This is a genomic window from Candidatus Binataceae bacterium, from assembly GCA_035650475.1.
In the GTDB taxonomy this organism is placed as follows: Bacteria; Desulfobacterota; Binatia; order Binatales; family Binataceae; genus JAKAVN01.
The window spans coordinates 234,077-248,309 of the sequence record DASRHP010000009.1; the positions used below are offsets into that span (position 1 = coordinate 234,077).

Below are 14,233 nucleotides of genomic sequence, written 5' to 3' on the forward strand. Positions count from 1 at the left end.
TTCCCCCGGGGAAGGCGTCAGGCCGCGGTGCGGCTTTCGCCGCCACCACCAGGCACGTCTCTGAAACTCCCAGCGCAGGAGGCCACCCCATGAGCACGTCCGCCAAAGTCGCGATCGTAACCGGCGCCGGCACCGGGATCGGTAAGGCCAGCGCGCTCGCCCTGATGCGCGAAGGATACGCGGTCGCGCTGGCCGGGCGCCGCAAGGAGCCGCTCGAGGCGACCGCCGAGCAGGCGAAGGCGATCGGGGCCTCCGCGCTGGTCGTTCCCGCCGACGTAAGCGATGCCGCCTCGGTCAAGGCGCTCTTCGCGGGCACGGTCGAGGCTTTTGGGCGCGTTGACCTGTTGTTCAACAACGCCGGCATCGGCGCGCCCGCGATTCCGCTCGAAGATCTGACCGTGGAGCAATGGAAAAAGGTCGTCGATATAAACCTGACCGGCGCGTTCCTGTGCACGCAGGAGGCGTTCCGCGTGATGAAAGGCCAGAATCCGCGTGGCGGACGGATCATCAACAACGGCTCGATCTCCGCTCACGCGCCGCGTCCGAACTCCGCCCCCTACACCGCGACCAAGCATGCGATGACGGGGCTGACCAAATCGACCTCGCTCGATGGGCGCAAGTACAACATCGCCTGCGGCCAGATCGATATCGGCAACGCAGCGACCGAGATGACGGCGCGGATGGCGCGCGGCGTGCCGCAGGCCAACGGCGCGATCGCGGCCGAGCCGACCTTCGCCGTCGAGCACGTCGCGCGCGCGGTGGTCTATATGGCGAGCCTGCCGCTGGAGGCCAACGTGCAGTTCATCACTGTGATGGCGACCGCGATGCCCTTCATCGGCCGCGGCTGAGGTTTGCGTCGACGACCGCCTGACTTCCGTCCCCTTCCCTGAAGGAGGGTGCCGCGCGAGGGGTCAAGGCGTCTTCCGCGTAGGGGCGGTTCGCGAACGGTCCCTACGCAGAGATCACAGCGCTTGTGCGCGGCCCAATGCGCGAGGTGCGCTGGGCAGTCGCCGCACTTGCACCCTCCTCCGCTCGTGACGCGGGCAAGGGGTCAGAGCGGAGGCAACACTCCTCAATAATTCGGGGGGCCGGGCGTTTGCCCGACCCCCCTACCGCCTCCACATCCGCAACCCCACACCACGCCTGAGCGGGGCCGCTCACCTCATCGCCATCCGCACCTCGTCACGCTCGCCCGCTAAACCAGACCCCGGAGGAGTCCACCGCCTCTCTCGCCGCCGCCAAGCGCCTCTCCCGGACGCGCCCGCCGATCGCGCCGCTCCGCTAAGCGCGCCCAATCGCCTGTCCTGCCGTTCCCCCTCCTGCCAAGCTTTTCCGCCGCCAGCCCCCGCGCCCTTCACTCCCCCGGGGTCTTCCGACCTGCTCGGTTCACGAGCATCCGCTCGTCGCCCCGCAATTGAGGCATTTGTAACAGGTACCGTTACGCACCATCAGGCATCCGCAATCCGGACACGGCGGCGCGTCGGCCTGGTTGATGAAGGCCTGGCGCGAGCGCGCATGCGCGGCCACGTCACCGATCGCCGCGCTGATCGTCGCCGCCGCCTCCTCGATGTACGCCCGACCCGCCGCCGGCGTCGCGCTCTGTTCGGCTGCCGCCGCTGAACGTTCCGCCGCGACCACCCCGACCTCGCGCTTGGCTTCCTCGTCGAGGAACTTCGAGGCGAGCCAGCGGAAGAGGTAATCGACGATCGACTTCGCGTACGGGATCTCGGGATTCTTGGTGAAGCCCGAGGGCTCGAAGCGCATGTGCGAGAACTTGTCGACCAGGAACTGGAGCGGCACCCCGTATTGCAGCGCGTAGCTGATCGCGGTTGCGAACGAGTCCATCAGGCCCGAGATCGTCGAGCCCTGCTTGGACATCATCACGAAGATCTCGCCGGGCTTGCCGTCCTCGTACATGCCGACCGTGATATAGCCCTCGTGGCCGGCGATATCGAACTTATGCGTGATTGACTTGCGCTCGTCGGGCAGCTTGCGCCGGTTGAGCGCGCGATCCTCGCCCGCCGCCGCGCGCACCGCCGCGGCCTGCGTCGGCGCCGTCGCCTCGGTCCTGCTCTTGCCGGTGTTGAGCGGCTGGGTGCGCTTGGAGCCGTCGCGGTAGATCGCGACCGCCTTGAGCCCCAGCTTCCACGCGGTCATGTAGGCCTCGGCGACGTCGTCGACGGTGGCCTCGGCGGGCATGTTGATGGTCTTGGAGATCGCGCCCGAGATGAACGGCTGCACCGCGCCCATCATCCGCAGATGCCCGAGGTAGTGGATGGTGCGCGAGCCGGCGCGCGGCTTGAACGCGCAGTCGAAGACCGCCAGATGCGCGTCGGCCAGATGCGGCGCGCCCTCGATCGTTTCGTGCTCGTCGAGGTACTCGACGATCTCCTGGACCTCGCGCGAGTCGTAGCCCAGACGCTTGAGCGCGCGCGGCACGGTGCCGTTGACGATCTTCAGCATCCCGCCGCCGACCAGCTTCTTGTACTTGACCAGCGCGATGTCGGGCTCGATGCCGGTGGTGTCGCAGTCCATCATAAAGGCGATGGTGCCGGTGGGCGCGATCACGGTCGCCTGCGAGTTGCGAAAGCCCGCCGCCGCGCCGAGCTTGAGCGCCTCCTCCCACGCCTCGCGCGCCGCGCTCAGAAGCGGCAGCGGCACGTGGGCGGGATCGAGCTCGCGCGCCTTGTCGCGATGGTGCTCGATGACCTTGAGCATCGGCTCGCGGTTAGGCGGGTAGCCCGCAAACGGCCCCATCACCTGCGCTACCCGCGCCGATTGCAGGTAGGCCTCGCCCGTCATCAGCGCGGTTATCGCGCCGGCGTAGCTGCGCCCCTGGTCCGAGTCGTAGGGCAGCCCGAGCGCCATCAGCAGCGCGCCCAGATTGGCATAGCCCAGGCCGAGCTCGCGAAAGTCGCGCGCGTTGCGCGTGATCTCTTCGGTCGGATACGAGGAGTTGTCCACCACGATGTCCTGCGCGGTGATCATCACGTCCACCGCGTGGCGCAGCGCGCGCACGTCGAACTCGCCGCGTTCGTCGAGGAACTTGAGCAGGTTGAGCGAAGCGAGGTTGCAGGCCGAGTTGTCCAGGTGCATGTACTCGCTGCACGGATTGGAGGCGTTGATCCGCCCCGAATTCGGGCAGGTGTGCCATGCGTTGATCGTGGTGTCGAACTGCATCCCGGGGTCGCCGCAGGCGTGCGCCGCCTCGGCGATAAGCTTCATCAGCTCGCGCGCGCGGTAGGTGTCGGCGACCTGTCCGGTGGTGACGAAATGGGTGCGCCACTCGCCGTCGCGCTCGACCGCGCGCATGAAGTCGTCACTCACCCGCACCGAGTTGTTGGCGTTCTGGAAGAAGACCGAACCGTAGGCCGGGCCGTCGAGCGAGGCGTCATAGCCGGCGTCAATCAGCGCCCACGCCTTGCGCTCCTCCTCCTGTTTGCACTTGATGAAATCGACGACGTCGGGATGGTCAACGTTGAGCACCACCATCTTGGCCGCCCGCCGCGTCTTGCCGCCCGACTTGATCACGCCCGCCGAGGCGTCGGCCGCCTTCATGAAGCTCAGCGGCCCCGAGGCGGTGCCGCCGGCGGAGAGCTTCTCGCGGCACGAGCGTACAGCCGACAGATTGACCCCCGAACCGGAGCCGCCTTTGAAGATGATTCCCTCGTTGCGGTACCAGTTCAGGATCGAGTCCATGTTGTCCTCGACCTTGAGGATGAAGCAGGCCGAGCACTGCGGGCGCGGCTCAATCCCGACGTTGAAGTAGACCGGGCTGTTGAACGCCGCGCGCTGGGTCACCAGCAGCGCGGTCAGTTCGGCGTGGAAGGTGTCGCGCTCCTCGGCCGAGGCGAAGTAGTGCTGAGCCTCGCCCCATCCGGTGATCGTATCGACCACGCGCGCGATGAGCTGGCGGACCGAGGACTCGCGCTTGGGGCTGCCGAGCGGCCCGCGGAAGTACTTGGAGACCACCACGTTGGTCGCGGTCTGCGACCAGGCGCGCGGAACCTCGACATCACGCTGTTCAAAGACGACGCGCCCGTCCTCGCCGGCGATCACGGCCGAGCGCAGCTCCCACTCGACTTCGGACATCGGATCAACGCCGGGCCGGCTGAAAAAGCGCTCCAGCGCGAGGCCCTGCCGGGCTCCCGTCGAAGCGTGTTCAGCCGCTTTTGCTGGTTTCTTGTCTAGTCCTGGCATCGCAATTTCACCCGCCGCCATCTCCTCCACCTCCCCGGCTGCCCTGCGCCTCGGCTGGAACGCAAATTACTCCGGTTCGTGGTTGTGTCAAGGACCACACCCCAAGATATTGTATAGGATAACTTGTGGACAACCTATAGAAAGGGCTGTTAGTAAGTCTTCGTACTAATTTCGCCTCTATAGGAATGCCTTATTCTTCAAGCACATACTCGATGAGGGCTTTGATTGTCGGCCTGTTGATGAACGATCTGATTTTTCTGCCGTCATTGGGCGGACACAATTGCACTGCCCACCGACAGGCGTATCGTAACCCGCGATGGCGCTGCGCAAACGCAAGGCTCCCGAGCCCATCGCCAGCACGCTCGGCGCGCTAATCGACCGGCTAGACTCCGAGGGCCACTTCGCCATCGTACGCCTTATCTCGGCCTGGCCCGAGGTGGTCGGCGAGGCCGTCGCGCGCCGCACCGAGATCGTCGGCCTCAAGTTCCACACCGCTGTGGTCAAGGTCTCCGGCGCGATGTGGATTCAGGAGCTCAACCTGCTCAAGCCGCAGATTCTCGATCGCTTACGCGCGCGGATCGGTGACGACGCTGTACGCGACCTGCGCTTCGTTCAAGGGCGGCTCAGCCGCCGCCAGCCGCGCACCCGTCTGCGTCCGGTGCCGCGCGCGCCGCGCCGCGCGATCGAGCTGCCCGAGCTCAAGGACCCCGAGCTGCGCCGCGCCTTCGAGAGCCTCATCGAGGCCTGGGGCCGCGCCTCGCGCTAGCGCAATTCTCTCCTGTCCGTGCGCTCTCGCACGGCCGAAATCGTGCGCAAGACAGGCGCGATGCGCTGGCCTCGGACGCGCGCCATGCGTAAGATGCGCCGAAGCGGACGCACGCAGCGGCGCCGAGGGCGTTGCGGCGCGGCGCGGCGGCATGATACGTCGCTCCGAACGAACCAACTCACTATGGGAGGGGACGAGGAATGAAACGGATCACTTCGATGTTGGTTGGCGCACTGTTCCTTGGCGCCAGCTGGGGACTGGCGCAGGCCCAGGGCGAAGCGCCCGCGGCCCCGGCCGCAGCGCCCGCGGCCTCGGCGGCGGCGCCCAGCGCGCCGGCCAAGAAGAAGCACAAGAGCGAGATGCAGGCCTTCAGAGAACTGCGCGTGCAGCATCACCGGATGACCCGCCGACTCAAGCAGAATCCCAACCTCGCGCAGGACTCCGGCTTTCTGGCGAAGTATCCCGACCTGCAGCAGTTCTTCAACGACTATCCGGGTTCGCAGAAGCGCTTCCTTGCCAACCCCGGCAAGTACCTCGGAATGTCCGAGGCCAAAGCCAAGCATCGCGAGGAAACCCGCTAGGCTGCGGATTCCACGCAGTCCGGATCGCCTCGGCGGGGCGGGGGAAACTCCCTCGCCCCGCTTTTGCCCCATCGCCGCTGCAACGCTAAGCTAAAGCTGCGCAAAGTAGTGCGCCACAATCCAGGCCCGGTTATGCGCGGGCCTGCCAACCGCCTAATGTTTTCACCGGGCGCAGGGAGGACATCTACATGAGACGGACCTTATCGCTGGCTGTTGCGCTGCTGATGGCGGGCGGAATTGCGGCGCCTGCATTTGCCCAAGCCCAGCAACAGGTCACCATCGTCGGCGAGATGGACACGAAGGGCATCGCGATGGAGGAGCTGCACGACTTCGGCCAGCTCGCGATCGCCCATCGCAAGATGGCGCGCCGGCTGGCCACCAATCCGAGCCTCGCCGACGACAATGACTTCCTCAAGAAGTATCCAGAGCTGAACCGCTTCTTCAGCAAGTACCCGGGCTCCAAGGAGCGCTTCCTGGCCAACCCGGGCAACTACCTCGAAGGCGTCCACGGCCATCCGCGCAAGGTGGCGATGCATCATCGGGCCAAGGCCAAGCAGATGGAGAAGAAGTCCGACGGCAACGCCGCCGAGGCCAAGCCGTCCGAATCGGCCGCGCCGCCCGCGGCGGGCTCTTCCAATCCGTAGCGCGCTCCGCGTCTGACGCACGATTCGAAGGCGGGACGGGGTTCATCTCCCGTCCCGCTTTGCTTTGCGCGCGCCGCGCGCTGGTGGGGCGGCGAAACCGTGCACACCGCCCTTCGTATTGTGGAACGGCCGGGCCGGACGCCCGGCGAGGCGCTCGATGCTCCAGGTCGGCAACATGCCGCAGCACAAGCGCGCGCTCCACGCGCTCAACCGGCTCGCCTACGGGCCGCGACCCGGCGACGTCGAGCGAGTCAATCAGATCGGCGTCGAGCGCTATATCCGCGAGCAGCTCAATCCCGAATCGATTCCCGAGCCGCCCGCGCTGGTGCAGCGGATCGCCGCGATGCGCACGCTGCACATGACGCCGGTCGAGCTGTTTGAGGCCTTCCAGCTCCCGGTGCGCCAGGCCAAGGGCGACAAGGACGCGCAAAAGGCGGCGCGCCAGCGCGCGCGCGTGATCTTGCAGGAGGCGGTCGAGGCGCGGTTGATGCGCGCGATCTACGGCCCGCGGCAGTTGCAGGAGGTGATGGCGGCCTTCTGGTTCAACCACTTCAACGTCTTCGCCGGCAAGGGCCTGTGCCATCTGTGGGTCGGCGCCTACGAACAGGAGGCGGTCCGGCCGCATACGATGGGCCGCTTCCGTATGCTGCTCGGCGCGACCGCGAAGCATCCCGCGATGCTCTTCTACCTCGACAACTGGCAGAACACCGGGCCCGACAGCCCCGGCCGGCGCGGCAAATTCGAGGGCATCAACGAGAACTACGCGCGCGAGGTGATGGAACTGCACACGCTGGGCGTAAACGGCGGTTACACGCAGGCCGACGTCACCGCGCTCGCCCATATTCTGACCGGATGGGGCCTGCGCAAGCCCGGCGGCGCGGCGATGCGGATGGGCGCGATGCGTCCGGGGGCGATGGGCATGGAGCGGAGGCGATGGCGGACGTGGCGTGCGCACCGCCGCCTGCCGCCGGCGGGCGCCGTAGGCGACCAGTACGGCTTTTATTTCGATCCGCGCCGCCACGATTTCAGCGATCAGATCTTGCTTGGCGCGACCTACCGCGGCGCGGCCGGACTCGCTGAGGGCGAGCAGGCGCTTGACCTGCTCGCGCGCGCGCCCGCCACCGCGCGCCATCTGAGCTTCCAGCTCGCGCAGCACTTCGTCGCCGACGATCCGCCGCCCGCGCTGGTCGCGCGGATGGCCGAGCGCTTTGTGCAGAGCCAAGGCGACATCCGGGCCACACTCCAGACACTCTTCTTGAGCCCCGAGTTCTGGGACGAGCGCTACTACGGTGCGAAATTCAAGACCCCGTACGACTACGTCATCTCGGCCGCGCGCCTGGCCGGCGTGGACCACATCACCAACTACCGCCCGTTGTTCGGCGCGATGGCGATGATGGGGATGGCGCCGTATGGGCATGAGACGCCCGACGGCTACCCCGACGTGCGCGAGGCGTGGCTCAACCCGGACGCGATGATGATGCGACTGAGCTTCGCCGCCGCGCTCGGCCAGGGGCATCTGCCGCTGCTCGCCCCGCCGTTCGAAACCGCCGCCGGCGCGAAAGCCTTCCACGTCAGGTTTAAGCGGCCCGCCGCGAGCGCGGGCGGCGCGATGATGCGCGCGGGCGGAGTCGCGAGGATGCAGCCGCTCGATGCCGGCGCGCTCCAAGCGACGCTCGGCGCGGGCGCGCTCTCGGCCAATACGCGCGAGGCGATCCAGGCTGCGCCCGCGGAGCTGCGCGCCGCGCTCGTCCTCGGATGCCCGGAGTTTATGGTCTGCTGAAAAATCGCGGCGTGGATATGGAGCCAGTGGCGTGAGCAGATGCGAAGGCGAGCGATGGGGCGGCGCGGCGGAAGCCTGCGCCGGCGCGCATAGCCGGCGCGAATTTCTCAAACGTGCGGCGATGCTCGGCGCGGCGGGCGGCGTCCTAATGCTGAGCCCGTACGCATGGGCGGCGCGCGCCGCCGCCGGCGATACCAGCCGCAAGCGGCTGGTCGTGATCTTCCTGCGCGGCGCGGTGGACGGCCTCAATGTCGTCGTGCCGCACGGCGAGCCCGACTACTACGACGCGCGCCCGACGATCGCGCTCCCGCGCGCCGGCGGCGAGGGCGGCGTAGTCAACCTCGACGGCTTCTTCGGACTCCATCCCGCGCTCGCCGCCCTCGAGCCGCGCTGGCGCGAAGGCACACTCGCCTTCGTTCACGCCTGCGGCTCGCCCGATCCCACGCGCTCGCACTTCGACGCCCAAGACTACATGGAAAGCGGCACGCCCGGCATGAAGAGCACTGCCGACGGATGGATGAATCGCGTGCTAGGCGCGCTGCCCGGCCAGCACGGACCGACCGAGGCGCTCAGCCTCGGTCCCGCAGTGCCGCGTATTCTGTCGGGCCGTATGGCGGTCGCCAACCTCCCGCTCGGCCGCGCGGCGGCGCGTCCGATGCCGCTGGATCGGCCAATTATCGAAGCCGCCTTCGACCGCATGTACCAGGGCGGCGACGCGCTCAGCCGCGCGTATCGCGAAGGGCGCATGGCGCGCAAGCGCCTGCTCGCCGAGCTCGAGGCGGACATGCGCGAGGCCGACAACGGCGCGCCATCCCCGGCCGGCTTCCCCGACGACACCGCGCGGCTGGCGCGGCTTATCGCGCACGACCCGACGATCCGACTCGCCTTCCTAGCGCTCGGCGGATGGGACACCCACGTAAATGAGGGCTCGTCGCGCGGCCAACTCGCCAATCATCTCAAACCCTTGGGCGAGGGGCTGGCGAGCTTAGCCGCCGCGCTCGGCCCGCACTATCAGGACACCGTCGTGGTGGTGATCTCCGAGTTCGGACGCACCGTGCGCCAGAACGGCAACGGCGGCACCGATCACGGGCATGGCAACGTGATGTGGGTGATGGGCGGGCCGGTGCGCGGCGGCAAGGTTTACGCCGCGTGGCCCGGGCTCTCAACGCAGCATCTCTACCAGGAGCGCGACCTCGCGGTGACGACGGATTTCCGCGAGCCGATCGCGGCCGTGCTCAATACCCATCTGGGGCTCGGCGACGCCCAGATCGATCGGGTTTTCCCCAGACGCCCGCGTCCTACCGGCCACACCGCGACGCTCATCCGCGTCTGAAGAGACCGAGGATTCCCCGCGCACGTCGGGCACGGGCGCCGCAACGACGGCACGATGAGAACGGCACCCTATACCCAGCGGCGCGTCTCAGCGGACGGGCGTCTCTGCGCGCGCGGACAACTCAGTGTGAAACGCCCGCCCCGGCCGGGCGGTACGAAACCAGCTCCTGGCTTTTGAAGTCGGGATCGGTGGTGTCGCATTTGGCGAGCGCGGCTACCTCCGGCGCGTACCAGCAGCTCATCTTCACGTCGGAGAGCCCGGTCCGGTATTCGATCTCGACCTTGAGCGCGTCGAGCGTGCCCGCCGGCACGGTTACCTTCTCCCAGCCCAGCGCCTGTCCGTGCGTGGTGCCCGCGATCCGCCCCTGGTCCGTCTTCAGCATCCAGTCCTTCGACCATTTCTTGCCCGGCCACAGCGGAAAATCGAAGGTGCCGAGATCGGGATCGAACGAGCCCTCGATCAGCCCGACGTGGCCGGCGATCAGGTTGCCGTCGGCCGTGTAGAGGTTGCGGTGGCCAAACCAGTTTATCGTCACGCGCTTGCCCGAGACGCCGGTCACCTTGATCGCGCCGTCGGTGGACGCGCCATCGGCGCCTTCGAGCCTCACGACCCAGGTGTCGCCGATCGCGAGCATCGGCGCCGCAACTTCGCGCTGGGCGGGATTGGGCTCGTCGACGCGGAGCACTTCCTTGTGGCGGCAGAAGGCGCACGGCCCGATGACCTCGACCGCCTGCGCGGAGACCTCGAAGATGCTGCCGTCGCCGCTCGGGCCGCTCGTCAAATGTGTGATGGCGTCGACGCGGTCCTGGTAGCGCTCGATCGCGATGCTGCGCAGCCTGCGATCGATGTGCGAGGTATCGATCGCCTCGGCCGAGAGCGGCTCGCTGTACCTGATTTCACCCAGCAGCCTGTGCGGCAGCGAGAGGTCGCCGGTCATCACCATGATCTGCGACTCGTTGAGCACGGTGACGGTCTGGTGCAGCATCTCCTGGCGATGCTGCGCCGCCGCGACGCATCCGCCGAGCAGCGCCGGCCCCGCCAACAGCGCGGCGGTGATGGTCCTATGCGCCGGCCAACCCACAGGCACAGCCTACCATGCCTCTTGCTGGCGCGAGTCTCGTCGCCCGCGCCCGATTTCTGGCGCGCGTGATGTCGCTCGCGCGGCGCTGCCGAACACGGGCCGCGGTAGAAAGCCGCCGCCAAGCGGCGACGGCCATTCGCTCAGCGCGCAGCAGGCGGGCCCCGTCTGGCGCTTCTCAAGGCGCGTAACCGTGCGGTCGGCATTTCGTACTCGTCGATCGAGCGGATGCGCTCGATACGACTCGACCGGGAGGTACCACAACAGATGCGCAAGGCGATAGTCGCGATGGCGGCCGCAGGGATGCTCGTGCTGGCGGGCGTCGGGATGGCCCGGGCGGACGACGGGATTGGCTTCGGCAACGTCAATTTCCACGGCGTCTATCCGTTCGCGCTGCACGGCACGACGATCGATACGCCCGACGTGCCGATGGCGGGCGGCGGAATTCTGCGGCCCGACGGCAAGGGCAACTTCAGCGGCTCGCTCAACGTCAACGTCGGCGGCATTGTGTGCTCCAGCGATATCGCCGGCACCTATTCGATCGCCGCCAACGGCACCGGCACGCTAGCGATCACTTCCACGTCGAACACCTGCACCGGCGTGCCTGCTGATTACGACCTGGTGATGTTCAACGGCCGGCACGTTGACCTGTTCAGCACCGACAGCGGCTCGGTGGTGAGCATCAACGCCGCTCGCCGCCGCGCTGACTTGCGCTAGTTCTGTCGGGCGGGGCTGGAGTTTCTCCCCCTTACGGTCCCGCCCTTTTCTTCTGGGCAAAGCGGTGAGCGCGCGCCGCCGCGGGCCCCGCAGTTGAAACGAAACCGGAGTGGAATTTGGTTGTGCCGCGCGGCGAGGCGCTACTGGCCGAGCTTGTGCAGCTCCTGATCCATCTGGCGCATCTTGGACAGCCGCTGATCGGTCGGGATCATCTGCTTGAGGCGCTCGGCGGCGATCTGCTGGCTGTGCGCGGTGGGCAGCTCGCCGTCGATCTTCTCGAGCGACTCCTGGGCCAGCTTGCGCACCATCGCGCTCTTATCGTTGGTGACGGTCTGGATCAGGATGTCGTTGGCGCGCGGGTCGCCGATCTCGCCCAACGCGAAGACCGCGGTCCCGCGGCTGCGCGCGTCGTCAGCCTCCTTGAGAAAGCTGATGATCGGCAAGGTCCCGCGCGAGTCGCCGATCCGGCCCAGCGCCGCGACGATATGCACCTTGACCACCGCCGGAGTATCGCGCAGGAACAGCTGCTGGGTCATCAGCGGCACGGCGGCGGTGTTCTGCTGCGCGCCCAGGATGTCGATCGCGCGGATCCTGACCCGGATGTCTTGGTCCACCAGACCCTGCATCAGCAGCCCGCGCGCCTTAGGGTCGCTCACGTCGCGCAGCTTGTCGAGCGCTTCGGCGCGCACCCGCGGATCGACGTCGGCCATCCCCTTCTTGGCCTCGGTAATGAGCTCGTCGGCGGATTTGCTGTCCGGACGCTGCATGCCGGTGGGGCCGTTCATCAGCGTGCTCAGCATGTTCTGCTGTTGCATCGCCGCCGGGCCTCCGTACTGTGCGCGCGCCAGTCCGGGAGCGGCTGCGAGCCCAACCGCCAGGGCTGCACCAAAAATGAGCCGCTTTGACAATTCCATGCTCCCGCGAGTTTGGGCAGAATCATCGATGAAAGTGGCTTTCATTGCAAGTACGTGGAAGCGCGGGGGGCGCGCGGCCGCGGCGCTGGCGTTCGCCGCCCTGATGATCGCCGGCGCGGCCACGGGCGCGCCGCCAGCGCGTCGTGGCGCAAAACGCGCTGCGCCCGACCCGGCCGCGCAGCCCAAGCCGCTGCCCGACGGCGTCCTGGTGCCCGATTACTCGCCCGGCCCGCTTCCATTTCATCCTGGCGAGCAGCTTATCTACCAGGCCTCCTGGATCGGGATTCCGGCCGCTGGCGGCAAGGTCGTGCTCCATCCGGACTACGCGAACCCGGCGATGCTGACCGCCGAGATCTGGATCAACACCAACCGGCTCACCGACAAGCTCTACCGGATGCGCGATTATCTGCGCGAGAACTTCGCCGCCGACTCGCTCGAACCCGCCGAACTGTACATCCGCCAGAACGAGGGGCGCCGCCACGATACCTTCGATGTAACCTTCAACCATCGCAGGGGCGTCGTCACCCTAATCAAGCATGGACCGCGCGGCGTGCAGCGGCGCGCCTTTCTCTCCGACAATCCTTCCGGGCCGGTGTCGGCGGCGCTGATGGCGCTGAGCCAACCGCTCGCGGCCGGCGAGACGTTCACCTTTGACGCCTTCAGCGGGACGACCCGCTACGTCTTCAACCTGCGCGTCGTGCGCCGCGAGCGCATCGGCACGCCGCTCGGCGAGTTCGACGCCTGGCGGATCGTGCCGTCGGTCAGCTACCTGAGCGACGGCGAGGTCAACGACAAGGCGCACGATACAGTGCTGTGGGTATCGGCCGACGCGCGCCGCCTCCCGCTGCGCGTGGAGTCGGCCGTATTCATCGGCAGCGTGCGCATCGACCTGGTCAAAATCATCGACGGCGCGCGCCCGGAGTCGGCGCAGGACTGAAGTTTTAGCGCGCGCGGCGGCTGTGCTATGGCTCAGGGTATGGCCAAGCAACTCGAGTTTTTTTACGACTGCTCCAGCCCGTGGACCTACCTCGCCTTCAGCCGCATCGAGGAGGTCGCCCGCCGCCACGGCGCCGCGCTCGTCTGGCGGCCGATCCTGGTCGGCGGCGTGTTCAACGCGGTCAACCCGTCGGTCTACGAGAGCCGCGAGCGGCCGGTCAAAGCCAAGGCGCGCTACTCCCAGAAAGACCTTCAGGACTGGGCACGGTTGTACGGGCTGAAGATCGGCCAGCCGACTGTGTTTCCGGTCAACTCAGTCAAGGCGATGCGCGGCGCGTTCGTTGCCCACGAGCACGGCAAGATCTCGTCCTACTCGCGTCGGGTGTTCGAGGCCTACTGGGGCGAGGACCGCGACATCAGCCGCGACGACGTCCTGCGCGACGTCGTGCGCGCGGTGGGGCTGGACGAAGACGAGTTCTTTGGCAAGATCGCCGCTTCCGAATACAAGGAGAAGCTGCGCGCGAACACCGACGAGCTGGTCGCGCGCGGCGGCTTCGGCTCGCCCACGATGTTCGTCGACGGCGACATGTTTTTCGGCAACGACCGCCTGGTGCTGGTTGAGCATCGGCTCTCCGCCGGCTGATGATCGACACAGCGGCGCTGCCCGAGACGGTACGCGCGTTCATCGCGCTCAAACTCGATCCCGCGGTGGAGGCGGCGATCACGGCGCTGATCGACCGGCTCAAGGCGCCCGACGACGGCATCCGATGGGTGCGGCCGTCGAACTTCCATCTCACCCTGTTCTTCCTGGGCCCGGCGGTGATTCGCGAGCGGCTGGTGCCGGTCGCCTATGCGCTGGAGGAGATAGCGGCCGAGACCGCGCCATTCGACCTCGAGGTGCGCGGGGCCGGCGTGCTGCCCGACGCGGCGCGCCCGCGTGTGCTGTGGGTTGGCCTGCACGCCCCGGAGCTGATTGCGCTGGCCGGACGGGTCGCCGAAGCGGCCGAGCGGTGCGGCTTTCAACGCGAGCGGCGCGGCTACCTGCCTCATCTGACGATCGCGCGCGTGCGCACGCCGCGCGCGTGGCGCGCGCTGCGCCCGAAGTTCGAAGCCGTGGCCGCGCTGCGCTTTGGCGTCTCGCGGGTCGAGCGGTTAGTGCTCTATCGCAGCGAGCCGGGCCCGCAGGCCTCGACCTACACCGAGCTTGCCGTCTTCCCTTTTGGCGGCGGCCGGCCGGCGGGCGTGGCGGGTGAAAACTAGCGGCCGGCGCTGTGGACCGATTTG

13 protein-coding genes are annotated in these 14,233 nt (G+C 67.7%); 10 read left to right on the top strand and 3 right to left on the bottom strand.

The features are described from left to right. The first annotated feature begins 89 nt into the window (after nt 1-89). Nucleotides 90-848, top strand: coding sequence for an SDR family oxidoreductase (locus tag VFB33_07365; protein HZO81500.1), 759 nt, complete (start codon nt 90-92; stop codon nt 846-848). Between the two features lie 538 nt (nt 849-1,386). On the opposite strand, the gene VFB33_07370 is transcribed toward VFB33_07365, so the two are convergent. Further along, nucleotides 1,387-4,221, bottom strand: a complete 2,835-nt coding sequence (locus VFB33_07370) for a vitamin B12-dependent ribonucleotide reductase (protein HZO81501.1) — start codon at nt 4,219-4,221, stop codon at nt 1,387-1,389. 295 nt (nt 4,222-4,516) lie between these two features. Between VFB33_07370 and VFB33_07375 the strand changes: the two genes are divergently transcribed. The 5 genes from VFB33_07375 (at nt 4,517) to VFB33_07395 (ending at nt 9,304) form a co-directional block, all read left to right on the top strand. Then, nucleotides 4,517-4,966, top strand: a complete 450-nt coding sequence (locus VFB33_07375; protein HZO81502.1) for a DUF721 domain-containing protein — start codon at nt 4,517-4,519, stop codon at nt 4,964-4,966. A 200-nt stretch (nt 4,967-5,166) separates the two neighbouring features. After that, nucleotides 5,167-5,547 (top strand): hypothetical protein, encoded by a 381-nt coding sequence (locus tag VFB33_07380; protein HZO81503.1) that lies wholly within the window; start codon nt 5,167-5,169, stop codon nt 5,545-5,547. A gap of 188 nt (nt 5,548-5,735) precedes the next feature. Then, nucleotides 5,736-6,191 carry a hypothetical protein gene (locus VFB33_07385; GenBank protein ID HZO81504.1) on the top strand — a complete coding sequence of 152 codons (456 nt, stop codon included), beginning with the start codon at nt 5,736-5,738 and terminating at the stop codon, nt 6,189-6,191. Between the two features lie 157 nt (nt 6,192-6,348). Beyond that, nucleotides 6,349-7,971: a DUF1800 domain-containing protein gene (locus VFB33_07390; protein ID HZO81505.1), complete on the top strand. Its 1,623-nt coding sequence runs from the start codon at nt 6,349-6,351 to the stop codon at nt 7,969-7,971. Between the two features lie 31 nt (nt 7,972-8,002). Beyond that, complete coding sequence (locus VFB33_07395) at nt 8,003-9,304, top strand: DUF1501 domain-containing protein (protein HZO81506.1); 1,302 nt, start codon at nt 8,003-8,005, stop codon at nt 9,302-9,304. 121 nt (nt 9,305-9,425) lie between these two features. On the opposite strand, the gene VFB33_07400 is transcribed toward VFB33_07395, so the two are convergent. Next, nucleotides 9,426-10,385 carry a hypothetical protein gene (locus VFB33_07400; protein ID HZO81507.1) on the bottom strand — a complete coding sequence of 320 codons (960 nt, stop codon included), beginning with the start codon at nt 10,383-10,385 and terminating at the stop codon, nt 9,426-9,428. Nucleotides 10,386-10,649: 264 nt separating this feature from the next. Here VFB33_07400 and VFB33_07405 point away from each other — a divergent pair, with 264 nt between their 5' ends. Further along, nucleotides 10,650-11,099: a hypothetical protein gene (locus tag VFB33_07405; protein ID HZO81508.1), complete on the top strand. Its 450-nt coding sequence runs from the start codon at nt 10,650-10,652 to the stop codon at nt 11,097-11,099. Nucleotides 11,100-11,239: 140 nt separating this feature from the next. On the opposite strand, the gene VFB33_07410 is transcribed toward VFB33_07405, so the two are convergent. Next, on the bottom strand, nt 11,240-11,914 hold the full coding sequence (locus VFB33_07410; protein HZO81509.1) for a HEAT repeat domain-containing protein: 675 nt from the start codon (nt 11,912-11,914) through the stop codon (nt 11,240-11,242). A 127-nt stretch (nt 11,915-12,041) separates the two neighbouring features. On the opposite strand from VFB33_07410, the gene VFB33_07415 reads away from it, so the two are divergent. Genes VFB33_07415 through thpR form a run of 3 tightly spaced genes read left to right on the top strand, consistent with a single transcriptional unit; the run spans nt 12,042 to nt 14,209 of the window. After that, nucleotides 12,042-12,950 (top strand): DUF3108 domain-containing protein, encoded by a 909-nt coding sequence (locus VFB33_07415; GenBank protein ID HZO81510.1) that lies wholly within the window; start codon nt 12,042-12,044, stop codon nt 12,948-12,950. Between the two features lie 39 nt (nt 12,951-12,989). Next, entirely contained in the window at nt 12,990-13,592 is a 603-nt protein-coding gene (locus tag VFB33_07420; protein ID HZO81511.1) for a 2-hydroxychromene-2-carboxylate isomerase, read from the top strand. Further along, a complete protein-coding gene (gene thpR, locus VFB33_07425; protein HZO81512.1) occupies nt 13,592-14,209 on the top strand; it encodes an RNA 2',3'-cyclic phosphodiesterase in 618 nt (205 codons plus the stop codon). The genes VFB33_07420 and thpR overlap by 1 nt, the downstream gene beginning before the upstream one ends. Nucleotides 14,210-14,233: the final 24 nt, after the last annotated feature.